This is a genomic window from Streptomyces globosus (assembly GCF_003325375.1).
Lineage (GTDB): Bacteria > Actinomycetota > Actinomycetes > Streptomycetales > Streptomycetaceae > Streptomyces > Streptomyces globosus_A.
The window spans coordinates 513753-538561 of record NZ_CP030862.1 but is presented as its reverse complement, the minus strand read 5'-3'; the positions used below and the strand labels follow the sequence as shown (position 1 = coordinate 538561).

Annotated in this window: 22 protein-coding genes; 5 read left to right on the top strand and 17 right to left on the bottom strand. The window is 72.0% G+C overall.

Going from position 1 to position 24809, the window contains the following annotated elements:
* Positions 1-138 precede the first annotated feature (138 nt).
* A complete protein-coding gene (gene fahA / locus C0216_RS02555; protein WP_114053678.1) occupies positions 139-1362 on the top strand; it encodes a fumarylacetoacetase in 1224 nt (407 codons plus the stop codon).
* Positions 1363-1528: 166 nt separating this feature from the next.
* Entirely contained in the window at positions 1529-2122 is a 594-nt protein-coding gene (locus C0216_RS02550; protein WP_246042287.1) for a Uma2 family endonuclease, read from the top strand.
* A gap of 63 nt (positions 2123-2185) precedes the next feature.
* On the opposite strand, the gene nuoN is transcribed toward C0216_RS02550, so the two are convergent.
* Genes nuoN through C0216_RS02480 form a run of 14 tightly spaced genes read right to left on the bottom strand, consistent with a single transcriptional unit; the run spans position 2186 to position 18035 of the window.
* Positions 2186-3814 carry an NADH-quinone oxidoreductase subunit NuoN gene (gene nuoN, locus C0216_RS02545; protein WP_428985475.1) on the bottom strand — a complete coding sequence of 543 codons (1629 nt, stop codon included), beginning with the start codon at positions 3812-3814 and terminating at the stop codon, positions 2186-2188.
* Between the two features lie 23 nt (positions 3815-3837).
* Positions 3838-5430 carry an NADH-quinone oxidoreductase subunit M gene (locus C0216_RS02540; protein ID WP_114053675.1) on the bottom strand — a complete coding sequence of 531 codons (1593 nt, stop codon included), beginning with the start codon at positions 5428-5430 and terminating at the stop codon, positions 3838-3840.
* Between the two features lies 1 nt (position 5431).
* The gene (gene nuoL, locus C0216_RS02535) at positions 5432-7372 is read right to left on the bottom strand and encodes an NADH-quinone oxidoreductase subunit L (protein ID WP_114053674.1); all 1941 of its coding nucleotides are present in this window, start codon (positions 7370-7372) and stop codon (positions 5432-5434) included.
* Positions 7373-7384: 12 nt separating this feature from the next.
* Positions 7385-7684, bottom strand: coding sequence for an NADH-quinone oxidoreductase subunit NuoK (gene nuoK, locus C0216_RS02530; protein ID WP_114053673.1), 300 nt, complete (start codon positions 7682-7684; stop codon positions 7385-7387).
* Complete coding sequence (locus tag C0216_RS02525; RefSeq protein ID WP_114053672.1) at positions 7681-8493, bottom strand: NADH-quinone oxidoreductase subunit J; 813 nt, start codon at positions 8491-8493, stop codon at positions 7681-7683. The genes nuoK and C0216_RS02525 overlap by 4 nt, the downstream gene beginning before the upstream one ends.
* Complete coding sequence (gene nuoI, locus C0216_RS02520) at positions 8490-9086, bottom strand: NADH-quinone oxidoreductase subunit NuoI (RefSeq protein ID WP_114053671.1); 597 nt, start codon at positions 9084-9086, stop codon at positions 8490-8492. Before nuoI ends, C0216_RS02525 begins: the two co-directional genes overlap by 4 nt.
* A complete protein-coding gene (gene nuoH / locus C0216_RS02515) occupies positions 9079-10449 on the bottom strand; it encodes an NADH-quinone oxidoreductase subunit NuoH (RefSeq protein WP_114053670.1) in 1371 nt (456 codons plus the stop codon). Before nuoH ends, nuoI begins: the two co-directional genes overlap by 8 nt.
* The gene (locus C0216_RS02510) at positions 10446-12953 is read right to left on the bottom strand and encodes an NADH-quinone oxidoreductase subunit G (RefSeq protein WP_114053669.1); all 2508 of its coding nucleotides are present in this window, start codon (positions 12951-12953) and stop codon (positions 10446-10448) included. The genes nuoH and C0216_RS02510 overlap by 4 nt, the downstream gene beginning before the upstream one ends.
* A complete protein-coding gene (gene nuoF, locus C0216_RS02505) occupies positions 12950-14299 on the bottom strand; it encodes an NADH-quinone oxidoreductase subunit NuoF (RefSeq protein ID WP_114053668.1) in 1350 nt (449 codons plus the stop codon). Before nuoF ends, C0216_RS02510 begins: the two co-directional genes overlap by 4 nt.
* On the bottom strand, positions 14299-15057 hold the full coding sequence (nuoE, locus tag C0216_RS02500; RefSeq protein WP_114053667.1) for an NADH-quinone oxidoreductase subunit NuoE: 759 nt from the start codon (positions 15055-15057) through the stop codon (positions 14299-14301). The genes nuoF and nuoE overlap by 1 nt, the downstream gene beginning before the upstream one ends.
* A complete protein-coding gene (locus tag C0216_RS02495; RefSeq protein WP_114053666.1) occupies positions 15054-16379 on the bottom strand; it encodes an NADH-quinone oxidoreductase subunit D in 1326 nt (441 codons plus the stop codon). The genes nuoE and C0216_RS02495 overlap by 4 nt, the downstream gene beginning before the upstream one ends.
* Positions 16379-17110 carry an NADH-quinone oxidoreductase subunit C gene (locus C0216_RS02490; RefSeq protein WP_114053665.1) on the bottom strand — a complete coding sequence of 244 codons (732 nt, stop codon included), beginning with the start codon at positions 17108-17110 and terminating at the stop codon, positions 16379-16381. The genes C0216_RS02495 and C0216_RS02490 overlap by 1 nt, the downstream gene beginning before the upstream one ends.
* Positions 17107-17661, bottom strand: coding sequence for a NuoB/complex I 20 kDa subunit family protein (locus C0216_RS02485; protein WP_114053664.1), 555 nt, complete (start codon positions 17659-17661; stop codon positions 17107-17109). Before C0216_RS02485 ends, C0216_RS02490 begins: the two co-directional genes overlap by 4 nt.
* Positions 17662-17675: 14 nt before the next feature.
* Positions 17676-18035: an NADH-quinone oxidoreductase subunit A gene (locus tag C0216_RS02480; protein WP_114053663.1), complete on the bottom strand. Its 360-nt coding sequence runs from the start codon at positions 18033-18035 to the stop codon at positions 17676-17678.
* Between the two features lie 772 nt (positions 18036-18807).
* Here C0216_RS02480 and C0216_RS02475 point away from each other — a divergent pair.
* Positions 18808-19629, top strand: a complete 822-nt coding sequence (locus C0216_RS02475) for a C40 family peptidase (RefSeq protein ID WP_114053662.1) — start codon at positions 18808-18810, stop codon at positions 19627-19629.
* A gap of 303 nt (positions 19630-19932) precedes the next feature.
* Here the strand turns inward: C0216_RS02475 and C0216_RS02470 are convergent, their stop codons facing one another.
* Positions 19933-21216 (bottom strand): geranylgeranyl reductase family protein, encoded by a 1284-nt coding sequence (locus C0216_RS02470; RefSeq protein ID WP_114053661.1) that lies wholly within the window; start codon positions 21214-21216, stop codon positions 19933-19935.
* Positions 21217-21313: 97 nt separating this feature from the next.
* Here C0216_RS02470 and C0216_RS02465 point away from each other — a divergent pair, with 97 nt between their 5' ends.
* Positions 21314-21865 carry a GNAT family N-acetyltransferase gene (locus C0216_RS02465; protein ID WP_114053660.1) on the top strand — a complete coding sequence of 184 codons (552 nt, stop codon included), beginning with the start codon at positions 21314-21316 and terminating at the stop codon, positions 21863-21865.
* 18 nt (positions 21866-21883) lie between these two features.
* Here C0216_RS02465 and C0216_RS02460 read toward each other — a convergent pair whose 3' ends face one another.
* Positions 21884-22810: a glutaminase gene (locus C0216_RS02460; RefSeq protein ID WP_114058408.1), complete on the bottom strand. Its 927-nt coding sequence runs from the start codon at positions 22808-22810 to the stop codon at positions 21884-21886.
* A 13-nt stretch (positions 22811-22823) separates the two neighbouring features.
* Positions 22824-23516, bottom strand: coding sequence for a demethylmenaquinone methyltransferase (locus tag C0216_RS02455; RefSeq protein ID WP_114053659.1), 693 nt, complete (start codon positions 23514-23516; stop codon positions 22824-22826).
* Positions 23517-23831: 315 nt separating this feature from the next.
* Between C0216_RS02455 and C0216_RS02450 the strand changes: the two genes are divergently transcribed.
* A complete protein-coding gene (locus C0216_RS02450; RefSeq protein WP_246042285.1) occupies positions 23832-24773 on the top strand; it encodes a DUF3152 domain-containing protein in 942 nt (313 codons plus the stop codon).
* Positions 24774-24809 lie beyond the last annotated feature (36 nt).

The window sequence follows — 24809 nt, the reverse complement described above, 5'->3', positions numbered from 1 at the left end:
GCAAGGATACGGACCCCGTTGGACAAGTCCTACAAATAGCGCCCGAATCCGGCCTCCCGCAGGCCCCACCAGCCACGTAACGTGTCAACAAGCCCCCGGGACACCCCCCGGGCCGCATCGAAAGCGAGGCAGTACCCCATGCCCCAGCAGAGCCCCCTCGATGTCCCCGAGGGCGACCCGTTCGGGCCGCACAACCTCCCGTACGGCGTCTTCTCCACCGGCGGCGACGCCCGCCGCCGGATCGGCGTGCGCATCGGCGGGCACGTGCTCGACGCCGGGGCCGCCGCCGAGGCGCTCGGCTCCCCGTACGCCGGCCTGCTCGGCCACCCCTCGCTGAACCCGCTGCTGGCCGCCGGCCGCACCGCCTGGCGCGACGTGCGCCGCGCCCTGACGGCCTGGGTGACCGACCCCGGGCACCGGGAGGCCGTGGAGCCGCACCTGCTGCCGCTGGACGCGGTCACCCTGCACCTGCCCTACGAGGTCGCCGACTACGTCGACTTCTACGCCAGCGAGCACCACGCCACCAACGTGGGCCGCATGTTCCGCCCCGACGGCGAACCGCTGACCCCCAACTGGAAGCACCTGCCGATCGGCTACCACGGCCGCTCCGGCACCATCGTGGTCTCCGGCACGGACGTCGTCCGCCCCTCCGGGCAGCGCAAGGCCCCCTCCGACCCGGCGCCGGTCTTCGGCCCGTCCGTCAAGCTCGACATCGAGGCCGAGGTCGGCTTCCTGGTCGGCACCCCCTCCGAGCCGGGCAGCCCCGTCGCGCTGGGCGACTTCGAGGACCACGTCTTCGGCCTCTTCCTCCTCAACGACTGGTCCGCGCGCGACATCCAGGCCTGGGAGTACGTCCCGCTGGGCCCCTTCCTGGGCAAGTCCTTCGCCACCTCCGTCTCGGCGTGGGTGACCCCGCTGGAGGCCCTCGACGCGGCCCGCACCGCACCGCCGGCCCGCGACTTCCCGCTGCTGCCCTACCTCGACGACGCCGACGCCGACCGGCCCGGCGGCTTCGACCTGCACATCACCGTCTCCGTCAACGGGCAGGAGGTCGCGCACCCGCCGTTCGCGACGATGTACTGGACCGCCGCCCAGCAGCTGGCCCACATGACGGTGAACGGCGCCTCCCTGCGCACCGGCGACGTGTACGGCTCCGGCACCGTCAGCGGCCCCGAGGTCGCCCAGCGCGGCTCCCTGCTGGAGCTGACGTGGAACGGCCGCGACGCCATCGAGCTCGCCGAGGGCAAGCGGACGTTCCTGGAGGACGGCGACACGGTCACCCTCACGGCCTGGGCCCCGGGCCCCGCGGGCACCCGCGTGGGCCTGGGCGAGGTCACGGGCCGCATCACCCCCTCCCGCTGACCGTCCCCGTCCGGCGGGGCGGCGTCCCGCCCCGCCGGACGGCAGGCACATATGCCGTCCGCCGATGACCCCGGCACGGTCAACACGCCGCACCCCGGCCACCCGTGCGGGCGGATCCCCGCGGATTCCCCGGCAGCGGTCCGCCCCCGGGCTACAGACTCCGGCCGTGGAAGCACCGACGGAACCGGAACACCCCTGGCCGCGCCCTCCTGACGGCGGCTGGTGCGCGGACGACCTCGACACGCTTCCGGACCTGCCTCCGCACACGGAGCTGATCGACGGCAGCCTGGTCTTCCCGACCCGGCAGAACCTCTTCCACATGCTCGCAGTGAGCTTCCTCGAACAGCAGTTGAGCGCCGCGGCCCCGGACGGCTTCGACGTCCTCCGCGAGTTCACCATCGACATCGACCGCTGGAACCGCCCCGAACCGGACGTGATCGTGGTGGCCGGCGGGGAGGTGGAGGACCTGGACCAGACCCGTCTCCCCGCCGAGTCGGTCCTGCTCGCCGTCGAAGTGGTCTCCCCCGGAGGGGTCACCCGCGACCGCGAGACGAAGCCCGTCACATACGCCCGCGCCGGGATCCCGCACTTCTGGCGGGTCGAGAACCGGGGCGGCCTGGCCATGGCCTACGTCTTCGAACGGGAGCCGGCCACGGGCGTCTACACCGGCACCGGCATCTTCCACGGCCGCCTCGAGGTGTCCGTTCCCTTCCCCGTCATCGCCGACCTCACCGAGATCACCTCGCACCACCGCAGCTGAAACGCGCCGGGGCCCGGCTCCCCCGAAGGGAGCCGGGCCCCGGCGCATCCACCCGACAACCGGTCAGCGCACGAACGTGCTCGCCTGACCCGCCAGGTCCAGGAAGTACTGCGGCGCCAGGCCCAGTACGAGCGTGACCGCCACGCCGACCGCGATCGTCGTCATCGTCAGCGGCGACGGCACGGCCACGGTCGGCCCGTCCGCCTTCGGCTCGCTGAAGAACATCAGGACGATCACCCGGATGTAGAAGAACGCGGCGATCGCGGACGAGATGACGCCGACGACGACCAGCGCTCCCGCGCCGCCCTCCGCCGCCGCCTTGAACACCGCGAACTTCCCGGAGAACCCGGAGGTCAGCGGAATGCCCGCGAAGGCCAGCAGGAACACCGCGAAGACCGCCGCCGTCAGCGGCGAACGCCGCCCCAGCCCGGCCCACTTCGACAGGTGGGTCGCCTCGCCGCCCGCGTCCCGGACCAGCGTGACCACCGCGAACGCGCCGATCGTGACGAACGCGTACGCGCCCAGGTAGAAGAGCACCGACTGGACGCCCTCCGCCGACGTCGCGATGACACCGGCCAGGATGAAACCGGCGTGCGCGATCGACGAGTACGCCAGCAGCCGCTTGACGTCGGTCTGCGTCACCGCGATCACCGCGCCCGCCAGCATCGTCACGATCGCCACGCCCCACATCACCGGCCGCCAGTCCCACCGCAGACCCGGCAGCACCACGTACAGCAGGCGCAGCAGCGCGCCGAACGCGGCCACCTTCGTCGCCGCGGCCATGAAGCCGGTCACCGGAGTCGGGGCGCCCTGGTAGACATCCGGGGTCCACATGTGGAAGGGCACGGCGCCCACCTTGAACAGCAGCCCCGTCAGCACCAGCGCCCCGCCGATCAGCAGCAGCGCGTCGTTGCCCATGGTGTCGGCGAGCGCCGGGTCCATGTGGGCCGTGGTGCCGTCGACCACGTCCGCGATGGCCGCGTACGAGACGGAGCCCGCGTAGCCGTAGAGCAGGGCGATGCCGAAGAGGAGGAACGCCGACGAGAAGGCGCCCAGCAGGAAGTACTTCACCGCGGCCTCCTGCGACATCAGCCGGTGGCGGCGGGCCACGGCGCAGAGCAGGTACAGCGGCAGCGAGAACACCTCCAGGGCCACGAACAGCGTCAGCAGGTCGTTGGCCGCGGGGAAGATCAGCATGCCGGCCACGGCGAACATCGCCAGCGGGAACACCTCGGTGGTGGTGAACCCCGCCTTCACGGCGGCCTTCTCGCCCTCGCTGCCCGGTACGGACGCCGCCTGCGCGGCGAAGGAGTCCACCCGGCTGCCGTGCGCGGCCGGGTCCAGGCGCCGCTCGGCGAAGGTGAACACCGCGACGAGCGACGCCAGCAGGATCGTCCCCTGGAGGAAGAGGGCCGGCCCGTCCACGGCGACGGCCCCCATCGCCGCGATCTGCGCCTTCTCCCCCGCATGCCCGCTGACGGCGAGCCCGACGACCGCCGCGAACGCGGAGGCGAGCGCGGCGACGGCGAGGAACACCTGGACCGGGTAGCGGCCGCGGCGCGGCACGAACGCCTCGACGAGGATGCCGAGGATCGCCGCGCCCACCGCGATCAGAATGGGCGACAGCTGCGCGTACTCGATGTGCGGGGCCGGGATCCGGTCCGCCGGCGCCTGCGCGGCGAGCGCCCACAGGCTGTGGGCAGCAGTTGCGGTGCTCACTGGCCCGCCTCCCCGTTCTCGGCCCCGACCGCCACCTCGGGCTTCGGGTCCTTCTGCTTCACGTCGGACATGGTGTGCTCCACCGCCGGGTTGACGATCTCGGTCAGCGGCTTCGGGTACACGCCCAGCCCGATCAGCAGGGCGATCAGCGGGGCGACCACGAGGAGTTCGCGCGGCCGCAGGTCGGGCATCCGGCGGACCTCCTCCTTCACCGGCCCGGTCATCGTCCGCTGGTACAGCACCAGCGTGTACAGCGCCGCGAGGACGATGCCGAAGGTGGCGACGATGCCGGCGACCGGGTACCGGGAGAACGTGCCGACCAGGACGAGGAACTCGCTGACGAACGGCGCGAGCCCGGGCAGCGACAGCGTCGCCAGCCCGCCGATCAGGAACGTGCCCGCCAGGACCGGCGCCACCTTCTGCACCCCGCCGTAGTCGGCGATGAGCCGCGAGCCGCGCCGGGAGATCAGGAACCCGGCGACCAGCATCAGCGCCGCCGTCGACAGCCCGTGGTTGACCATGTACAGCGTCGCGCCCGACTGCCCCTGGGAGGTCATCGCGAAGATGCCCAGGATGATGAAGCCGAAGTGCGAGATCGACGCGTACGCGATCAGCCGCTTGATGTCCCGCTGCCCGACCGCGAGGAGCGCGCCGTAGACGATGCTGACCAGCGCCAGGGCGAGGACCACCGGGGTGGCCCACTTGCTCGCCTCGGGGAACAGGCCGAGGCAGAAGCGGAGCATCGCGAAGGTGCCGACCTTGTCGACGACCGCGGTGATCAGCACGGCGACCGGCGCGGTGGCCTCGCCCATCGCGTTCGGCAGCCAGGTGTGCAGCGGCCACAGCGGCGCCTTGACCGCGAACGCGAAGAAGAAGCCGAGGAACAGCAGCCGCTCGGTGTTGGTCGCGATGTCCAGGGTGCCCGCGGCGCGGGCGGCGGTGATCTCCTGGAGCGAGAAGTTCCCCGCCACCACGTACAGGCCGATCACCGCGGCAAGCATGATCAGACCGCCGGCCAGGTTGTAGAGGAGGAACTTGACCGCCGCGTACGAGCGCTGCGCGGCGGCGTTCTCGTCGGTCCCGGCGTGCGCCCGGTCCCCGAAGCCGCCGATGAGGAAGTACATCGGGATGAGCATGGCTTCGAAGAAGATGTAGAAGAGGAAGACGTCGGTGGCCTCGAACGAGATGATCACCATCGCCTCGACCAGCAGGATCAGGGCGAAGAAGCCCTGCGTGGGCCGCCACCGCGGCGACCGGGTCTCCAGCGGGTCGGCGTCCTTCCAGCCGGCGGCGATGACGAAGGGCACCAGCAGGGCGGTCAGCCCGATCAGTGCGACGCCGATGCCGTCGACGCCCAGCTCGTAGCGGACCCCGAAGGCGGGGATCCACGCGTGGGACTCGGTGAGCTGGTAGCGCTCGCCGCCCGGGTCGAAGCGGGCCGCGACGAGCCCCGCCAGGGCGAGCGTGGCCAGCGAGAACAGCAGCGCCAGCCACTTGGCGGCGGTCCGGCGGGCGGCCGGGACGGCCGCCGTGAGGACCGCGCCGGCCGCGGGCACCGCGGCCGTCACCGTCAGAAGCGGGAAATCCATCTCACACCGCCCTCATCAGCAGGGTCGCGGCGATGAGGATCGCCGTCCCTCCGAACATCGAGACCGCGTAGCTGCGGGCGTAGCCGTTCTGCAGCTTGCGGAGCCGGCCCGACAGGCCGCCGACCGACGCCGCCGTCCCGTTGACCACGCCGTCGACCAGGCTGTGGTCGACGTACACGAGGGAGCGGGTCAGGTGCTCCCCGCCGCGCACCAGCACGACGTGGTTGAAGTCGTCCTGGAGCAGGTCGCGGCGGGCGGCCCGGGTGAGCAGGCTGCCGCGCGGCGCGGTCGCGGGGACCGGCCGGCGGCCGTACATCGCCCAGGCGATCGCGACGCCGACGACGAGTACCGCCATGGTGGCCAGGGTGACCGTGAGGGCGCTGACCGGCGGATGCCCGTGCTCGTACCCGGTGACGGGCTCCAGCCAGTTCAGGAACCGGTCGCCGACGGCGAAGAACCCGCCGGCGAAGACGGACCCGAAGGCCAGCACGATCATCGGGACGGTCATGGACTTCGGGGACTCGTGCGGGTGCGGCATCTCGCCGGGGCGGTGCCCGGCGGACGGCTCCACGTCGGCGGCGGCGTCCGCGTCGGGTGCCGGCTGCCAGCGCTTCTCGCCGAAGAAGGTCATCAGCATGACCCGGGTCATGTAGAACGCGGTGATGGCCGCGCCGAGCAGGGCGACCGAGCCGAGGATCCAGCCCTCGGTGCCGCCCTTGGCGAAGGCCGCCTCGATGATCCGGTCCTTGGAGAAGAAGCCGGACAGGCCGGGGAAGCCGATGATGGCGAGGTAGCCGAGCCCGAACGTGACGAAGGTGACCGGCATGTAGCGGCGCAGGCCGCCGTACTTGCGCATGTCGACCTCGTCGTTCATGCCGTGCATGACGGAGCCGGCGCCGAGGAAGAGGCCGGCCTTGAAGAAGCCGTGCGTCACCAGGTGCATGATCGCGAAGACGTAGCCGATCGGTCCGAGGCCGGCCGCGAGGACCATGTAGCCGATCTGCGACATCGTCGACCCGGCCAGCGCCTTCTTGATGTCGTCCTTCGCGCAACCGACGACGGCACCGAAGATCAGCGTGACCGCTCCGACGATCGCCGTGACGAGCTGCGCGTCGGGCGCCCCGTTGAAGATCGCGCCGGAGCGGACGATCAGGTAGACGCCGGCGGTGACCATCGTCGCCGCGTGGATGAGGGCCGAGACGGGCGTCGGGCCCTCCATCGCGTCCCCGAGCCAGGACTGCAGCGGCACCTGCGCGGACTTGCCGCACGCGGCGAGCAGCAGCATCAGCCCGATCGCGGTCAGCATGCCCTCGGAGGTCTCGCCGGCCGAGGCCAGCACCGGCCCGAACGCGAACGTGCCGAACGTGGTGAACATCAGCATGATCGCGATGGAGAGGCCCATGTCGCCGACCCTGTTGACCAGGAAGGCCTTCTTCGCGGCGGTCGCCGCGCTGGGCTTGTGCTGCCAGAAGCCGATGAGCAGGTACGAGGCGAGGCCGACGCCCTCCCAGCCGACGTACAGGAGCAGGTAGTTGTCGGCGAGGACCAGCAGCAGCATCGCCGCGAGGAAGAGGTTGAGGTAGCCGAAGAAGCGGCGGCGGCGCTCGTCGTGCTCCATGTACCCGATCGAGTACACGTGGATCAGCGTGCCGACCCCGCTGATGAGCAGGACGAACGTCATCGACAGCTGGTCCAGCCGGAAGGCGATGTCCGCCTGGAAGCCCTCCACCGGGATCCAGCTGTACAGGTACTGCCGCATGGTCCGGTCGTCGGCGCCGCGGCCCAGCATGTCGGCGAACAGGACGGCGCCGATGCCGAACGAGGCGGCCGCGAGCAGGGTGCCGAGCCAGTGCCCGGCCCTGTCGAGGCGCCGGCCGCCGCACAGCAGCACCGCCGCTCCGAGCAGGGGCGCCGCCACGAGCAGCGCAATCAGATTCTCCACTGTGTACGCCCCTTACAGCTTCATCAGGCTGGCGTCGTCGACCGAGGCCGAGTGGCGGGTACGGAACAGCGACACGATGATCGCGAGGCCCACCACGACCTCGGCGGCGGCGACGACCATCGTGAAGAACGCGATGATCTGGCCGTCGAGGTTGCCGTGCATCCGGGAGAACGCGACGAGCGCGAGGTTGCAGGCGTTGAGCATCAGCTCCACGCACATGAACAGCACGATCGTGTTGCGCCGGATCAGCACGCCCGCGGCGCCGATGGTGAACAGCAGGGCCGCGAGGTAGAGGTAGTTGACCGGGTTCACTGCGGGGCCTCCTCACGGCCGAGCCGCTCCGCCGAGCGCCGCTCCAGCGCCCTGAGGTCGGCGAGGGCCTCGCCGGAGACGTCGCGGACCTGGCCGCGGGCGCGGAGCGTCTTGCTGACGGTCAGCTCCGAGGGGGTGCCGTCCGGCAGCAGGCCCGGCACGTCGACCGCGTTGTGCCGGGCGTACACGCCGGGCGCGGGGAGCGGCGGGAGCTGGACGCCCTCGCGGATGCGCCGCTCGGACAGCTCGCGCTGCGTCGCGGCCCGCTCGGTGCGCTCGCGGTGCGTGAGCACCATCGCGCCGACGGCGGCGGTGATCAGCAGCGCGCCGGTCAGCTCGAAGGCGAAGACGTACCGGGTGAAGATCAGCTGGGCGAGGCCCTCCACGTGCCCGGCCGAGTTGGCCCGGCCCAGTCCGTTGAAGTGCTGCAGGGAGGCGTGGCCGATGCCCGCGATGAGCAGGATGCCGAAGCCCAGTCCGCACAGGACGGCGAGCCAGCGCTGGCCCTTGATGGTCTCCTTCAGGGAGTCGGCGGCGGTGACGCCGACCAGCATGACCACGAAGAGGAACAGCATCATGATCGCGCCGGTGTAGACGATCACCTGGACCACGCCCAGGAAGTACGCCCCGTTCGCGAGGTAGAACACCGCCAGGATGATCATCGTCCCGGCGAGGCTCAGCGCGCTGTGCACGGCCTTCTTCATCAGGATCGTCGCCAGCGCGCCGATCACGGCGACCGTGCCGAGGATCCAGAACTGGACCGCCTCGCCCGTGGAGGTGGCCGTTGCCGCGGCGGCGACCGCGCTCATGCCCCCACCCCCTCGGCGGCGCCCCGGTCCTGCGGGGCCTCGCCCTTGGACGCGGCCTGCTGCCGCTCGGTCCCGGGGGCCGCCCCCGTCACCTGGCCGCGGTAGTAGTCCTGCTCGTCCGTGCCCGGGTACATGGCGTGGGGCGCCTCGACCATGCCCTCGGTCAGCCCGGCGAGCAGCTCCTCCTTGGTGTAGATGAGCGACTCGCGGCTGGCGTCGGCCAGTTCGAACTCGTTCGTCATCGTCAGCGCCCGCGTCGGGCACGCCTCGATGCACAGCCCGCACAGGATGCAGCGGGCGTAGTTGATCTGGTAGACGCGGCCGTAGCGCTCGCCCGGGGAGTAGCGCTCCTCCTCCGTGTTGTCCGCGCCCTCCACGTAGATGGCGTCCGCGGGGCAGGCCCACGCGCACAGCTCGCACCCGATGCACTTCTCCAGGCCGTCCGGGTGCCGGTTGAGCTGGTGCCGTCCGTGGAAACGCGGTGCGGTCGTCTTCTGCTGCTCGGGGTACTGCTCGGTGAGGCGCTTCTTGAACATGGCCTTGAAGGTCACGCCGAAGCCGGCCACCGGGTTCTGCCACTGTTCGTCAGGCATTCTCCGCACCCTCCTCTCGGTCGCTGTCGTTGTTCGCCCCGCCGCTGGCGATGAGCTCCCGCTCCCGGCGGGGCCGCCGGCGCGGTACGGGGGCCAGGTGCTGGCCGGGCTTGGGCGGTACGGGGAACCCGCCCGCGAGCGGGTCGAACGGCTCGGCCCCGGGGGCGGCCGCCTCCGCGGCCTGGGCGGCCTTCTCCCGCCGGTCGCGGAAGAAGTCCGCGAGGAAGGACAGCAGCAGGACCGCGACGACCGCGCCGCCGACGTAGAGGACGATCTGGGAGAAGTCGTACGCCTCGTTCCGCAGCGCCCGCACGGTCGCCACGAGCATCAGCCACAGCAGCGAGACCGGGATGAGGACCTTCCAGCCGAGCTTCATCAGCTGGTCGTAGCGGACGCGGGGCAGGGTGCCGCGCAGCCAGATGAAGAAGAACAGCAGCAGCTGCACCTTGAGCACGAACCACAGCAGCGGCCACCAGCCGTGGTTGGCGCCCTCCCAGTACGTGGAGATCGGCGCCGGGGCCCGCCAGCCGCCCAGGAACAGGGTGACCGAGACGGCCGAGACGGTGACCATGTTGACGTACTCGGCCAGCATGAACATCGCGAACTTGATGGACGAGTACTCGGTGTTGAAGCCGCCGACGAGGTCGCCCTCGGACTCCGGCATGTCGAACGGCGCCCGGTTGGTCTCGCCGACCATCGTCACCACGTAGATGATGAACGACACCGGCAGCAGCACGATGAACCAGCGGTCTGCCTGCGCCTCCACGATCGCCGAGGTCGACATCGACCCCGAGTAGAGGAACACCGAGGCGAACGCCGCGCCCATCGCGATCTCGTAGCTGATCATCTGGGCGCAGGAGCGCAGGCCGCCGAGGAGCGGGTACGTCGAGCCCGAGGACCAGCCGGCGAGCACGATGCCGTAGATGCCGACGGAGGCGACCGCCAGGATGTACAGCATCGCGATCGGCAGGTCGGTCAGCTGCATCGTGGTGCGCTGCCCGAAGATCGACACCTCGTTGCCGGCGGGCCCGAACGGGATCACCGCGATCGCCATGAACGCGGGGATCGCCGCGACGATCGGCGCCAGCACGTAGACGACCTTGTCGGCGCGCTTGACGACGATGTCCTCCTTCAGCATCAGCTTCACGCCGTCGGCGAGCGACTGGAGCATGCCCCAGGGGCCGTGCCGGTTCGGGCCGATGCGCAGCTGCATCCAGGCGACGACCTTGCGCTCCCACACGATGGAGAACAGGACGGTCACCATCAGGAAGGCGAAGCAGAACACCGCCTTGACGAGGACCAGCCACCAGGGGTCCGTGCCGAACAGGGACAGGTCCTCGGCAGCGAGCACTACCGCGTTCACGCTCCCACCTCCGCAGTGGTGCCGCCTGCGCCGGCCGGGGTCGCCGGGCCGATCCGTACGAGGGTGCCGGGCAGGGCGCCGCTGTCCGCGCGGACGCCGGAGCCGGTGGAGTTCAGCGGGAGCCAGACCACCCGGTCGGGCATCTCGGTGATCCGCAGCGGGAGTTCGACCGTGCCGGACGGGCCGGTCACCGCGAGGAGGTCGCCGTCCTTGACGCCGGTCTCGGCCGCGGTCGCCGCGGAGAGCCGGGCGCTCGCCTCGTGCCGGGTGCCGGCCAGGGCGTCGTCGCCCTCCTGGAGCCGGCCGAGGTCGAGGAGCAGCCGGTGCCCGGCGAGGACCGCCTCGCCGGCCGCGGGCCGGGGCAGCACCGCCGGGGAGCCGGGCTGCGCCGCGGGGCGCTCGCCGGCCCACCGGCCGAGCCGGTCGATCTCCCGGCGTACGGCGTGCACGTCGGGCAGGCCCAGCGGCCGGTCGGCGGCGTCGGCCAGCATGTGCAGGACGCGGGAGTCGGCCGGGGCGAGCGGGCGGGTCATCTGGTCGGGCTTGAGCGCGGCCTCGAACGGCCGCACGCGGCCCTCCCAGTTGACGAACGTGCCGGCCTTCTCGGCGACGGCCGCGACCGGCAGGACCACGTCGGCGTGGTCGGTGACCTCGCCGGGCCGCAGCTCCAGGGAGACCGTGAACGCCTCGCGCAGCGCGGTCCGCGCCCGCTCGGGGTCGGGCAGGTCGGCGACCTCCACGCCCGCGACGAGCAGCGCGGTCAGCCCGCCGCCGGCGGCGGCCTCGACGATCTGCCCGGTGTCGCGGCCGTAGCGGTGCGGGAGCTCCTGGAGCCCCCACGCGGCCGCCACCTCCCCGCGGGCCCGCGGGTCGGTGGCCGGGCGGCCGCCGGGCAGCAGCGACGGCAGGGCGCCCGCCTCGATCGCAGCGCGCTCCCCGGCCCGCCGCGGGATCCACACCAGCCGGGCCCCGGTCGCGGCGGCCGCCCGGACCGCCGCGGTCAGCCCGCCGGGCACGCCCCCGAGGCGCTCCCCGACGACGATGACCGCGCCGGGCTCGCGCAGTGCTTCGGCGGCGGCTTCGCCGCCCTGCTCCAGGCCGGTGCGGGAGGCGAGCGCGTCCAGCCACTCCGGCTCGGTGCCCGGTGCGGCGGCCAGCAGGGTGCCGCCCGCCTTGGCCAGGCCGCGCGTGGCGAACGGGGCCAGGGCGAAGGTCCGCTGGCGGCGCTTGCGGAAGGCCTTGCGCAGCCGCAGGAAGACCCCGGGGGCCTCCTCCTCCGCCTCGATGCCGGCGAGCAGCACCGCCGGCGCCGCCTCCAGCCCGGCGTACGAGACACCCTGCCCGTCGAGGTCGACGCCGCGGCCCGCGACCTCCGCGGCCAGGAAGTCGGCCTCCTCCGCGCTGTGCACGCGGGCCCGGAAGTCGATGTCGTTGGTGTCGAGGACGACCCTCGCGAACTTGGCGTACGCGTAGGCGTCCTCGACGGTCAGCCGCCCGCCGGTCAGGACGCCGGCGCGGCCGCGGGCCGCGGCCAGTCCGGCAGCGGCGGCGGCGAGCGCCTCGGGCCAGCTCGCCGGCTCCAGGACCCCGTCGGCGTTCCGGACCAGGGGCGTCGTCAGCCGGTCGGGGCGCTGCGCGTACCGGAACGCGAAGCGGCCCTTGTCGCAGATCCACTCCTCGTTGACCTCGGGGTCCTCGGCGGCCATGCGGCGCATCACCTTGCCGCGCCGGTGGTCGGTCCGGGTCGCGCAGCCGCCCGCGCAGTGCTCGCACACGCTCGGGGAGGAGACGAGGTCGAAGGGGCGGGAGCGGAACCGGTACGCGGCCGAGGTGAGGGCGCCGACCGGGCAGATCTGGATGGTGTTGCCGGAGAAGTACGACTCGAAGGGGTCGCCCTCGCCGGTGCCGACCTGCTGGAGCGCGCCCCGTTCGAGCAGCTCGATCATCGGGTCGCCGGCGACCTGCGTGGAGAAGCGGGTGCAGCGGGCGCAGAGCACGCACCGCTCCCGGTCGAGGAGGACCTGCGTGGAGATCGGCACCGGCTTCTCGTAGGTGCGCTTGCGGCCCTCGAAGCGGGAGTCGGCGTTGCCGTGCGACATCGCCTGGTTCTGCAGCGGGCACTCGCCGCCCTTGTCGCAGACCGGGCAGTCCAGCGGGTGGTTGATGAGCAGCAGCTCCATCACCCCGCGCTGGGCCTTCTCCGCGACGGGGGAGGTCAGCTGCGTCCGGACGACCATCCCGTCGGTGCAGGTGATGGTGCAGGACGCCATCGGCTTGCGCTGGCCCTCCACCTCGACGATGCACTGCCGGCAGGCGCCGACCGGGTCGAGCAGGGGGTGGTCGCAGAAGCGGGGGATCTCCACCCCGATCTGCTCGGCGGCGCGGATGACGAGGGTCCCCTTGGGCACCGACAGCTCGACGCCGTCGATGGTCAGCGAGACCAGGTCCTCCGGGGGCACGGCGGCCCCTCCGCCACCGGTGGGGGCATTCGTGGTGACGGTCATGCGTTCACCTCCGTGTCGGCCCAGAGGACCGACTTCCTGGGGTCGAAGGGGCAGCCCTTGCCCGTGACGTGCTGCTCGTACTCGTCGCGGAAGTACTTCAGCGAGGAGAAGATCGGGCTGGCGGCGCCGTCGCCGAGCGCGCAGAACGACTTGCCGTTGATGTTGTCGGCGATGTCCTGGAGCTTGTCGAGGTCCTCCATGGCGCCCTTGCCGGCCTCGATGTCGCGCAGCAGCTGGACCAGCCAGTAGGTGCCCTCCCGGCAGGGGGTGCACTTGCCGCACGACTCGTGGGCGTAGAACTCGGTCCACCGGGTCACCGCGCGCACCACGCAGGTCGTCTCGTCGAAGCACTGCAGGGCCTTGGTGCCGAGCATCGAGCCGGCCGCGCCGACGCCCTCGTAGTCGAGCGGGACGTCGAGGTGCTCGTCGGTGAACATCGGGGTGGAGGAGCCGCCGGGGGTCCAGAACTTCAGCCGGTGGCCGGGGCGCATCCCGCCGCTCATGTCGAGGAGCTGGCGCAGGGTGATCCCGAGCGGGGCCTCGTACTGGCCGGGGCCGGCGACGTGCCCGGACAGCGAGTAGAGGGTGAAGCCGGGGGACTTCTCGGTGCCCATCGCCTTGAACCAGTCCTTGCCGCGGTTCAGGATCGCGGGAACCGAGGCGATGGACTCGACGTTGTTCACGACGGTGGGGCAGGCGTAGAGGCCTTCGACGGCGGGGAAGGGCGGCCGGAGCCGGGGCTGGCCGCGGCGGCCTTCGAGGGAGTCCAGCAGCGCCGTCTCCTCGCCGCAGATGTAGGCGCCCGCCCCGGCGTGGACGGTGATGTCGAGGTCCATCCCGCTGCCGAGGACGTCCTTGCCGAGGTAGCCGGCCTCGTACGCCTCGCGGACCGCCTCGTGCAGGCGGCGCAGGACGGGCACGACCTCGCCGCGCAGGTAGATGAACGCGTGCGCGGAGCGGATCGCGTAGCAGGCGATGACCATGCCCTCGATGAGGGAGTGCGGGTTGGCGAAGAGGAGCGGGATGTCCTTGCAGGTGCCGGGCTCGGACTCGTCGGCGTTGACGACGAGGTAGTGCGGCTTGCCGTCGCCCTGCGGGATGAACTGCCACTTCATCCCGGTGGGGAAGCCGGCGCCGCCGCGGCCGCGCAGCCCGGAGTCCTTCACGTAGGCGATGACCTCGTCGGGGGTCATCGCGAGGGCCTTGCGCAGCCCCTCGTAGCCGTCGTGGCGCCGGTAGGTCTCCAGCGTCCACGGCCGCGGCTCGTCCCAGAACGCCGACAGGACGGGGGCCAGCAGCTTCTCCGGGCTCGTTCCGTTCTCGTGCATGGCAGTCGCCACCGTCATCACTCCCCCTCCTCGCCGGTCGCAGCGGCCCGCGGGTGCACGATGCGCCCCTGGTGCGGGGCTTCGCCGCGCGCGATGCGCAGTCCGATCAGGGAGGCGGGTCCGGCGCCGCCGCTCGCCTCCACCGCTCCGGGCCGCTCGTCGGGGAAGCCGGCGAGGATCCGGGCGGTCTCCTTGTACGTGCACAGCGGCGCGCCGCGGGTCGGTTCGACGGGGCGGCCGGCGCGGAGGTCGTCGACGAGGGCCTTGGCGGACTCGGGGGTCTGGTTGTCGAAGAACTCCCAGTTCACCATCACGACGGGTGCGTAGTCGCAGGCCGCGTTGCACTCGATGTGTTCGAGGGTGACCTTGCCGTCGGGGGTGGTCTCGCTGTTGCCGATGCCGAGGTGCTCCTGGAGCTCCTCGAAGATGGCGTCGCCGCCCATGACCGCGCACAGGGTGTTGGTGCAGACGCCGACCTGGTAGTCGCCGGAGGGCCTGCGCCGGTACATCGTGTAGAAGGTGGCGACGGCGGTGACCTCGGCGGTGGTCAGGCCGAGGGTCTCCGCGCAGAACCGGATGCCGGTGCGGGAGACGTGGCCCTCCTCGGACTGGGTGAGGTGGAGCAGCGGCAGGAGGGCGGAGCGGCTGTCGGGGTAGCGGGCGACGATCTCCGCGGCGTCCGCGGCGAGCCGCTCGCGCACCTCGGCCGGGTAGTCGGGGGCGGGCGGCTGGGGCATGCCCAGGCTCACCTCTCGACGGGCGGGGCTGGCTGTCATCGGTCGACGCCTCCCATCACGGGGTCGATGGAGGCGACGGCGACGATGACGTCGGCGACCTGGCCGCCCTCGCACATCGCCGCCATGGCCTGGAGGTTGGTGAACGACGGGTCGCGGAAGTGGACCCGGTAGGGGCGGGTTCCGCCGTCGGAGACGACGTGGACGCCGAGTTCGCCCTTGGGGGACTCGACGGCGGCGTAGGCCTGGCCCGCCGGGACGCGGAAGCCCTCGGTCACCAGCTTGAAGTGGTGGATGAGGGCCTCCATGGAGGTGCCCATGATGTTCTTGATGTGGTCGAGGGAGTTGCCGAGGCCGTCGGGGCCGAGGGCGAGCTGCGCCGGCCAGGCGATCTTCTTGTCGGCGACCATGACGGGGCCGGGCTCCAGCCGGTCCAGGCACTGCTCGACGATCCGCAGGGACTGCCGCATCTCCTCCAGGCGGATCAGGAACCGCCCGTACGAGTCGCACGTCTCCGTGGTGGGGACGTCGAACTCGTAGGTCTCGTAGCCGCAGTAGGGGTCGGCCTTGCGCAGGTCGTGCGGCAGGCCGGCGGAGCGGAGGATGGGGCCGGTGGCGCCGAGGGCCATGCAGCCGGTGAGGTCGAGGTAGCCGACGTCCTGCATGCGGGCCTTGAAGATGGGGTTGCCGGTGGCGAGCTTGTCGTACTCCGGCAGGTTCTTCTTCATGGTCTTCAGGAAGTCGCGGAGCTGGTCGACGGCGCCGGGGGGCAGGTCCTGGGCGAGGCCGCCGGGGCGGATGAACGCGTGGTTCATGCGCAGGCCGGTGATCAGCTCGAAGATGTCGAGGATCAGCTCGCGGTCGCGGAAGCCGTAGATCATGATCGTGGTGGCGCCGAGCTCCATGCCGCCGGTGGCGATGCAGACCAGGTGCGAGGAGAGCCGGTTGAGCTCCATCAGCAGGACGCGGATGACGGTGGCGCGGTCGGGGACCTGGTCGGTGATGCCGAGGAGCTTCTCGACGCCGAGGCAGTACGCCGTCTCGTTGAAGAACGGCGTGAGGTAGTCCATGCGCGTCACGAAGGTGGTGCCCTGCGTCCAGTTCCGGAATTCGAGGTTCTTCTCGATGCCGGTGTGCAGGTAGCCGATGCCGCAGCGGGCCTCGGTGACCGTCTCGCCGTCGATCTCCAGGATCAGCCGCAGCACGCCGTGGGTGGAGGGGTGCTGGGGGCCCATGTTGACGACGATGCGCTCGTCGTCGGCCTTGGCCGCGGAGCGGACGACCTCGTCCCAGTCGCCGCCGGTGACGGTGTAGACGGTTCCCTCGGTGGTCTCGCGGGACGCCGCGTGGTGGTTCGTGGACATCAGCTGTACGACCTCCGCTGGTCGGGAGCCGGGATCTGGGCGCCCTTGTACTCGACGGGGATGCCGCCGAGGGGGTAGTCCTTGCGCTGCGGGAAGCCCTGCCAGTCGTCCGGCATCATGATCCGCGTGAGGGCCGGGTGGCCGTCGAAGACCAGCCCGAAGAAGTCGTAGGCCTCGCGCTCGTGCCAGTCGTTGGTCGGGTAGACGGAGACCAGCGAGGGGACGTGCGGGTCGGCGTCCGGGGCGCAGACCTCCAGCCGCACGGTGCGGCCGTGGGTGATCGAGCGCAGGTGGTAGACGGCGTGCAGTTCGCGGCCGCGGTCGCCGGGGTAGTGCACGCCGCTGACCCCGGTGCAGAGTTCGAAGCGCAGGGCGGGGTCGTCGCGGAGGGTGGACGCCACCCGGACGAGGTGCTCGCGGGCGATGTGGAAGGTGAGCTCGCCGCGGTCGACGACCGTCTTCTCGATGGCGTTGGCGGGCAGGAGGCCCTGCTCCTCCAGGGCGCCTTCGAGCTCGTCGGCGACCTCGTCGAAGTAGGAGCCGTAGGGGCGGTGGCTCGGGCCGGGCAGGGCGACGGTGCGCACCAGGCCGCCGTAGCCGCTGGTGTCGCCGCCGGCGCTGGCGCCGAACATGCCCTTGCGGACGCCGATCACCTCGGGGCCGGCGGACTCGCGGGGGGCGGGGACGGCGCCGTCGTCGCCCGGGGTGGTGCCGGGGGTGGTGTCGCTCACCGGAGCAGCCCCTTCATCTCGATGGTGGGCAGGGCCTTGAGGGCCGCGGCCTCCGCCTCGCGGGCCGCCTCTTCCCGGTTGACGCCGAGCTTGGAGCTCTGGATCTTCTGGTGGAGCTTGAGGATCGCGTCCACGAGCATCTCGGGGCGGGGCGGGCAGCCGGGCAGGTAGATGTCCACCGGGACGATGTGGTCGACGCCCTGCACGATCGCGTAGTTGTTGAACATGCCGCCCGACGATGCGCAGACGCCCATGGAGATGACCCACTTGGGGGCGGGCATCTGGTCGTAGACCTGCCGCAGCACCGGCGCCATCTTCTGGCTGACCCGGCCGGCGACGATCATCAGGTCGGCCTGGCGGGGCGAGCCGCGGAAGACCTCCATGCCGAAGCGGGCGAGGTCGTAGCGGCCGGCTCCGGTGGTCATCATCTCGATGGCGCAGCAGGCGAGGCCGAAGGTCGCGGGGAAGACGGACGCCTTGCGCACCCATCCCGCGGCCTGTTCGACGGTGGTCAGCAGGAAGCCGCTCGGCAGCTTTTCTTCCAGTCCCATGGGAATTCAGCCCCTCAGTCCCATTCCAGGCCGCCGCGGCGCCAGACGTAGGCGTAGGCGACGAAGACGGTGAGCACGAAGAGCAGCATCTCGACGAGCCCGAAGATCCCCAGGGCGTCGAAGGTGACGGCCCAGGGGTAGAGGAAGACAACTTCGATGTCGAAGACGATGAAGAGCATCGCCGTCAGGTAGTACTTGATCGGGAAGCGACCGCCGCCTGCGGGCGTGGGAGTCGGCTCGATGCCGCACTCGTACGCCTCCAGCTTGGCGCGGTTGTACCGCTTCGGGCCGATCAGCGTGGCCATGACCACGGAGAAGATCGCAAACCCTGCGCCTAGGGCGCCGAGCACGAGGATGGGCGCGTAGGCATTCACGCTCCTCGCTCCTTCCAGTCGTCCTGGACCGTTGGACCGCTGCGCCGGCGCCTGGTGCCCCGCCCCTCGGGGATCTTGTGCATGTGAGGCAGTTCACAAGCCGGGCTGGTGCGCATCCTATGCCCGTCGATCTGTGATCTGCGACACGGGTGACAGGACGGAGTTTGTGATCTCCACCACCTGATGAACGATCATGAACCCCGATGAGGGGTGATCTTCGTACGCGAAGCAGCCAGTTGATCACCAACCGTGACATCGGGGCGTGTTACCCCAGGTAGAAGCGGGGTTGCCCTATCAAACGATGAGGTGTGCAGGCAAATTTGGCCGGATCTCTCCGTGCGTGGTAAGGCGATCCGCGTCGCTCGACCGGGGGACGGGGTGCGGACGGGAGTGGACGCGTGCATCCGTTCACGAGCCTCCGGCCCCCGCCCCGCCGCCCGCGGACGATCTTTCGGCCACCCTTCCGCGGACTTCGGGTCACGGGCAGGCCACGGACACCTCTCGGCGCGATTTCGGTGTGACCTGTGTCACACGAGAATCAGGCGTTCCGAAGCCGGGCTTGGCCAACGGTGCGCCGGGATGGTAGGCCCTGGATCAATTCGGACTTATTGCTGAAACGCCTTGATCACAGGCCTGTGAGGGGCTGTCTGATTTGTCCGTTACGGCGTCAATAAGACGCGCGCCGCGTCCGGTTCGCGCCCCTCGCGGCGCAACTGTGGCGCACACCACGTTTCTTGAAGGGACAGCGGGCCCCCTGATAGCGGTTGTCCTCATGTCCCACACCGCTCACATACCCAGCCACCGGAAGCCCCGTCGCAGCGCCTCGAAGCTCGCGGTACGCGCCGGAGTTGCCGGTGGCGTCCTCAGCACGCTGGCGATGGCCGGCACGGCGAGCGCGTCCCCCGCCGCCGAGCCGGTGACCGAGACGATGGAGATGCCGGTCCTCGACATGGACCTGGCCTCCGAGGTCTCCACCGCCGTCGCCGCCGCCGCCGAGAACACCCAGGCGGCCGCCGTCGACGGCGAACTGAACGCCCAGGAGGAGAGCGCCCGCACCGGCGCCGCCGCCGAGGCGAAGAAGGCCAAGGAGGCCGCGGAGAAGAAGGCGAAGGAGGAGGCGGACCGCAAGGCCGAGGCCGAGCGCGCCACCCGCAACGCCGAGCGCACCGCGCTCAAGAGCACCTCCGCCGCCGCCTCGGCCGACAGCAGCCAGGGCGTGGGCACCGTGACCGCCCCGAAGGGCTCCGCCGCGGCCATCATCAGCTTCGCCCGCGCGCAGGTCGGCAAGGCCTACGTCATGGGCGCCACCGGCCCGTCCGCGTTCGACTGCTCCGGCCTGGTGCAGGCCGCGTACCGGCAGGCCAGCGTCTCCCTGCCGCGCACCTCGCAGGCGCAGTCCTCGTTCGGCAAGTCGGTCTCGCTGAGCGCCCTGCAGCCGGGCGACATCCTGTACTGGGGCTCCAAGGGCAGCGCCTACCACGTCGCCCTGTACGTCGGCGGCGGCAAGTTCGTCGGCGCGCAGAACCCCAGCACCGGCATCGTCGAGCGCAGCCTGAGCTACGACCGCCCCACGGGCGCCGTCCGCGTCCTCTGACGCCCGACACCCCGTCACCCGCCGCCCCGCGCCCCGCGGTCAGCACCCCGTACGGCGAAGGGCCGGCACTCCCCCGCTCGGGGGAGGAGTGCCGGCCCTTCGGCATGCCCGTACGCGCGTTCGCAGCGCCACCCCCGCCCCGCAGGCTCCGGCGGTCGCGGGAGGCCGCCACAGGGCCGCCCAGGCCCCTTCCCGGGCCCGCCCCGGCCGGCCGTCGCGTCCGCGGCCGACGGGCAGACCTCCGTACAACGCCCGAGCGGGCCGCCGCGGGAAGTTCCGCGGCGGCCCGCTCGGGGCTGGGACTCAGGCCTTGGGGGCCACCTTCGACAGACCGTTGATGATGCGGTCCATCGCGTCGCCGCCCGTCGGATCGGTCAGGTTCGCCAGCATCTTCAGCGTGAACCGCATCAGCACCGGGTGCGTCAGGCCGCGCTGCGCGGCGACCTTCATGACGGCCGGGTTGCCGATCAGCTTCACGAAGGCGCGGCCCAGCGAGTAGTAGCCGCCGTAGGTCTCCTTCAGCACCTTCGGGTACTGGTGCAGCGCCCGCTCCCGCTGGAGCGCCGTCGCCCGCGCGGCCGCCTGCACCACGACGTCCGCCGCGATCTTCCCGGACTCCATCGCGTAGGCGATGCCCTCGCCGTTGAACGGGTTGACGAGGCCGCCCGCGTCGCCGACCAGCAGCAGGCCCTTCGTGTAGTGCGGCTGCCGGTTGAACGCCATCGGCAGGGCCGCCCCGCGGATCGGCTGCGTCATGTTCTCCGGGGTGTAGCCCCACTCCTCCGGCATGGACGCGCACCACGCCTTGAGGACCTCGCGCCAGTCCAGCTCCCGGAAGGCGGAGGACGAGTTGAGGATGCCGAGGCCGACGTTGGAGGTGCCGTCGCCCATGCCGAAGATCCAGCCGTAGCCGGGCAGCAGCCGGTCCTGCGGGCCGCGCCGGTCCCACAGCTCCAGCCAGGACTCCAGGTAGTCGTCGTCGTGCCGCGGCGAGGTGAAGTACGTGCGCACCGCGACGCCCATCGGGCGGTCCTCGCGCCGGTGCAGGCCCATCGCCAGCGACAGGCGGGAGGAGTTGCCGTCCGCGGCGACGACGAGCGGGGCGTGGAAGGTGGCCGGCGTCTTCTCCTCGCCGAGCTTCGCCTGCACGCCCGTGATGTGCCCGGTGCGCGGGTCGCGGACCGGCTCGCCGACGTTGCAGCGCTCGTACAGGCGGGCGCCCGCCTTCTGCGCCTGCCGGGCCAGGGTCTCGTCGAAGTCGTCGCGCTTGCGGACGAGCCCGTAGTCGGGGAAGGAGGCGAGTTCCGGCCAGTCCAGCTGGAGCCGCTGCCCGCCGCCGATGATGCGCAGGCCCTTGTTGCGCAGCCAGCCGGCCTCTTCGGAGATGTCGATGCCCATCGCGACCAGCTGCTTCGTGGCGCGCGGGGTCAGGCCGTCCCCGCAGACCTTCTCCCGCGGGAACGCCGTCTTCTCCAGCAGCAGGACGTCCAGTCCGGCCTTGGCGAGGTAGTAGGCGGTCGTCGAGCCGGCGGGCCCGGCCCCGACGACGATCACGTCCGCGGAGTGTTCGGAGAGGGGCTCGGTCACTGCGGGGTCTCCCGAAGGCTCGATAAGGGGTGCCCATGGGCACAGGACATGTGCAGTCTATGCAGCGAGAGAGATCGTGAATCCGAAGGGCTACCCGATGACAAGCTCGCCGACCACGCCGACCACGCCGCTCCCGGCGGCCGCCCGGCCGCTCCCGGCGGTCCGGCTGCGCGTGCCCACCGACGAGGACGCCCACGCCTGGCACCGCGTCTTCGCCGACCCCGACGTGATGGAGTTCCTCGGCGGGCCCGCCGAGCTGTCCGCATACGAGGAGATCACCGCCCGGCAGCGGATGCACGACGCCCGGCTCGGCTACTGCCTGTGGACCCTGCTGGACGCGGACGGCGAGGTCCTCGGCTTCACCGGCGCCCAGCCGTGGCCCGAGGACAAGGCGTGGGGGCCGGTCGGCGAGATCGAGATCGGCTGGCGCCTCGCCCGCCCCGCGTGGGGTCGGGGGTACGCGTACGCCGCCGCGCTGACCACCCTGGAGCGGGTCCGCGCGGCCGGCGTCCCCCGCGTCGTCGCCATGGTCGACGACGCGAACACCCGCTCGGCGGCGGTCGCCGAGCGCCTCGGCATGACCCTGGAGGAGGTCTTCCCCCTCCCCGGAGGCCGCCGCACCGGCCGCCGGTACGCCCTCGCCCTGTGAGCCGGCCGCGCCGGACGGTCAGAAGACGGACAGCCCGGTCAGGGTCGTGAAGCGGTCGAGCGCGGCCACGCCCGCCACCGAGTTGCCCCGGCTGTCCAGGCCGGGGCTCCACACGGCGAGCGCGCACCGGCCGGGGACGACCGCGACGATCCCGCCGCCCACCCCGCTCTTGCCCGGGAGGCCCACCCGGTAGGCGAAGTCCCCGGCCGCGTCGTACGTCCCGCAGGTCAGCATCACCGCGTTGACCTGCTTGGCCTCGCTGCGGGTCAGCAGCCGCGAGCCGTCGGCACGCAGCCCGTGCCGGGCCAGGAACAGGCCCGCGCGGGCCAGGTCCGCGCAGCTCATCGCGATCGAGCACTGCCAGAAGTAGTGGTCGAGCAGGGCGGGCACGGGGTTGTCGATGTTCCCGTAGGAGGCCATGAAGTGGGCCAGCGCCGCGTTGCGGTCGCCGTGCTCGTGCTCGGAGGCGGCGACCTCGGCGTCGAAGGAGACGTCCGGATTGCCGCTCTCCGCGCGGAGGAACTCCAGGAGTTCGCTGCTGGCGTCGCCGGTCAGGGTCTGGAGCCGGTCGGTGACGACGAGGGCGCCCGCGTTGATGAACGGGTTGCGGGGGATGCCGTTCTCGTGCTCCAGCTGCACCAGCGAGTTGAACGGGTTGCCCGACGGCTCCCGGCCGACCCGCCGCCACAGGCTGTCGCCGCCCTCGGCCAGCGCCAGGGCCAGCGCGAACACCTTGGTGATCGACTGGGCGGAGAACGGCACCCGCCAGTCCCCCACCCCGTGGACGTTCCCGTCGAGGTCGGCGACCGCCATGCCGAAGTGGCGCGGGTCCACCTCGGCGAGGGCCGGGATGTACTCGGCGGGCGTGCCGCTGCCGATCAGCGGGGCGACGTCCGCCGCGATCCGCTCCAGCAGTCCCGCGAGGTCCTGGGCTCCGGTGTCCACCGCCACCGCCCGCTCAGGCCTTGAAGCCGCGGTGCAGGGCGACGATGCCGCCGCTGAGGTTGCGCCAGGCCACCCGGGACCAGCCGGCCTTCTGCAGCAGCGCCGCCAGCGCGGGCTGCTCGGGCCACTCGCGGATCGACTCCGCGAGGTACACGTACGCGTCGGGGTTGGAGGACACGGCCCGCGCGACCGGCGGCAGCGCGCGCATCAGGTACTCCGTGTACACGGTGCGGAAGGGCGCCCACGTCGGCTGGGAGAACTCGCAGATGACGACCTGCCCGCCGCGCCGGGTCACCCGGTACATCTCGCGGAGCGCGCCCTCGGTGTCCTGGACGTTGCGCAGCCCGAAGGAGATCGTCACCGTGTCGAAGACACCGTCGGCGAAGGGCAGCCGGGTGGCGTCGCCCGCGGTCAGCGGCAGCCAGGCGTGGCGCTTCTTGCCCTCGCGGAGCATGCCGAGGGAGAAGTCGCAGGGGACGACGTACGCACCGGTCGCGGCGAACGGCAGGGAGGACGTCGCGGTTCCGGCGGCGAGGTCGAGCACCTTCTGGCCGGGGCGGGCGGCGACCGCCCGGGCGACCTCCCTGCGCCAGAGGCGGGCCTGTCCGAGGGAGAGCACGTCGTTGGTGAGGTCGTAGTTCGCCGCGACCCCGTCGAACATGGAGGCGACTTCGTGCGGCTGCTTGTCCAGGGATGCGCGGGTCACTGGCGTGGGCCCCTCAGATGGTCCGGAGTACGTACTCCCCCATCCTCTCAGGCCGCCCGCCCCCGCCGCGGCGGGGCCACCCCCGCGCCCGGCGGCCGGCGGCCGGCCTGCCGGCCCCGCGCCCCGGGTGCGGGCCGATTGTCCGCCGGCACCCCGGCGTTACCGGCACGTACTGGCCCCGAGGACAGTTACGCGCAGGCGGTGCGGCAGGGTTTACTGGGGCGGCGCGGCCCGGTGACGGTCACCACCCGCGGTTCCCCGGCCGCCCCGCGCGGCCCGGAAACCATGCGGCAGCCGCGAGCAAAGGGCTTCAGCATGCCGGCAGGCCGCAGCGCCACGGGCCGCACCACCACCCGACGCCGCACCTCCGCGGCAGCATCCGCACCCCGCGGGCCGCGCGCCCGCCGCCGCGCCGAGCGGCGCAGGCGGCTCCGCCGCACCCTCCTCGTCTCGGCTTCCTCCGTCGCCGCCGCGGCCGCCCTGTGGACCGCCTGGCCGTCGCCGGAGACGGCGGCCGTCGCGAACGGGCGGGGCGCCGCGGCCAAGGCCTCCGGCGAACCCGACACCTCCACCCACACCGAGGACGGCGGCGCCTCCCGCTCCTCCGGCTCCGGCGGCCGCAGCCCCGCCGCATCCCCCTCGCCCTCCTCCTCCCCCTCGCCGCAGCCCTCCGGGAAGGCCGGTGCCGTCCCGACCTCCGGAGACGGCGTCTTCACCCCCTCCACCCGCACGGGGCAGCCGCAGGGCAAGGGCCCCGCCCGCCGCTGGCGCGTCGAGGTCGAGGGCGGCAGCGGCATCGACCCGAACACCGCCGCGCAGGCCGTCGAGGCGATACTCGGCGACAAGCGCGGCTGGATCCGGGACCCCGCGTACGGCTTCCAGCTCGTCGGCGCCGGACAGCCGGTGGACTTCACCGTGAAGATCGCCACCCCGAAGACCACCGACCGGCTGTGCGAGGTCGTCACCCCGGAGCTCGTCGGCGAGACGAACTGCCGCGCCGGACACGACGTCGTCGTCAACCTCAAGCGCTGGCAGGAGGGTTCGCCGCAGTTCAAGGGCCCGGTGGAGGAGTACCGGGCGCTGATCGTCAACCACGAGGTGGGGCACGAGCTGGGCCGCGGGCACGAGTCCTGCCCGGCCCCCGGCAAGCCTGCGCCGGCGATGATGCAGCAGATCAGGGGGCTGTTCGGCTGCGTCGCGAACGCATGGCCGTACACCGAGAACGGAACCTACTTGTCCGGTCCCGCCGTCCCTTAGAGCAGGGAGATCCGGTGAGTCGACCGTCCGGGCCGT

Excerpts from the sequence above, each read along its gene's own strand:
- C0216_RS02540 (WP_114053675.1), bottom strand. The coding sequence starts at position 5,430 with ATGGATTTCCCGCTTCTGACGGTGACGGCCGCGGTGCCCGCGGCCGGC.
- C0216_RS02465 (WP_114053660.1), top strand. The coding sequence starts at position 21,314 with ATGACAAGCTCGCCGACCACGCCGACCACGCCGCTCCCGGCGGCCGCC.
- fahA (WP_114053678.1), top strand. The coding sequence starts at position 139 with ATGCCCCAGCAGAGCCCCCTCGATGTCCCCGAGGGCGACCCGTTCGGG.
- nuoE (WP_114053667.1), bottom strand. The coding sequence starts at position 15,057 with ATGACAGCCAGCCCCGCCCGTCGAGAGGTGAGCCTGGGCATGCCCCAG.
- C0216_RS02510 (WP_114053669.1), bottom strand. The coding sequence starts at position 12,953 with ATGACCGTCACCACGAATGCCCCCACCGGTGGCGGAGGGGCCGCCGTG.
- C0216_RS02450 (WP_246042285.1), top strand. The coding sequence starts at position 23,832 with ATGCCGGCAGGCCGCAGCGCCACGGGCCGCACCACCACCCGACGCCGC.
- nuoI (WP_114053671.1), bottom strand. The coding sequence starts at position 9,086 with ATGCCTGACGAACAGTGGCAGAACCCGGTGGCCGGCTTCGGCGTGACC.
- C0216_RS02475 (WP_114053662.1), top strand. The coding sequence starts at position 18,808 with ATGTCCCACACCGCTCACATACCCAGCCACCGGAAGCCCCGTCGCAGC.
- C0216_RS02495 (WP_114053666.1), bottom strand. The coding sequence starts at position 16,379 with ATGTCCACGAACCACCACGCGGCGTCCCGCGAGACCACCGAGGGAACC.
- C0216_RS02485 (WP_114053664.1), bottom strand. The coding sequence starts at position 17,661 with ATGGGACTGGAAGAAAAGCTGCCGAGCGGCTTCCTGCTGACCACCGTC.
- nuoF (WP_114053668.1), bottom strand. The coding sequence starts at position 14,299 with ATGACGGTGGCGACTGCCATGCACGAGAACGGAACGAGCCCGGAGAAG.
- C0216_RS02525 (WP_114053672.1), bottom strand. The coding sequence starts at position 8,493 with ATGAGCGCGGTCGCCGCCGCGGCAACGGCCACCTCCACGGGCGAGGCG.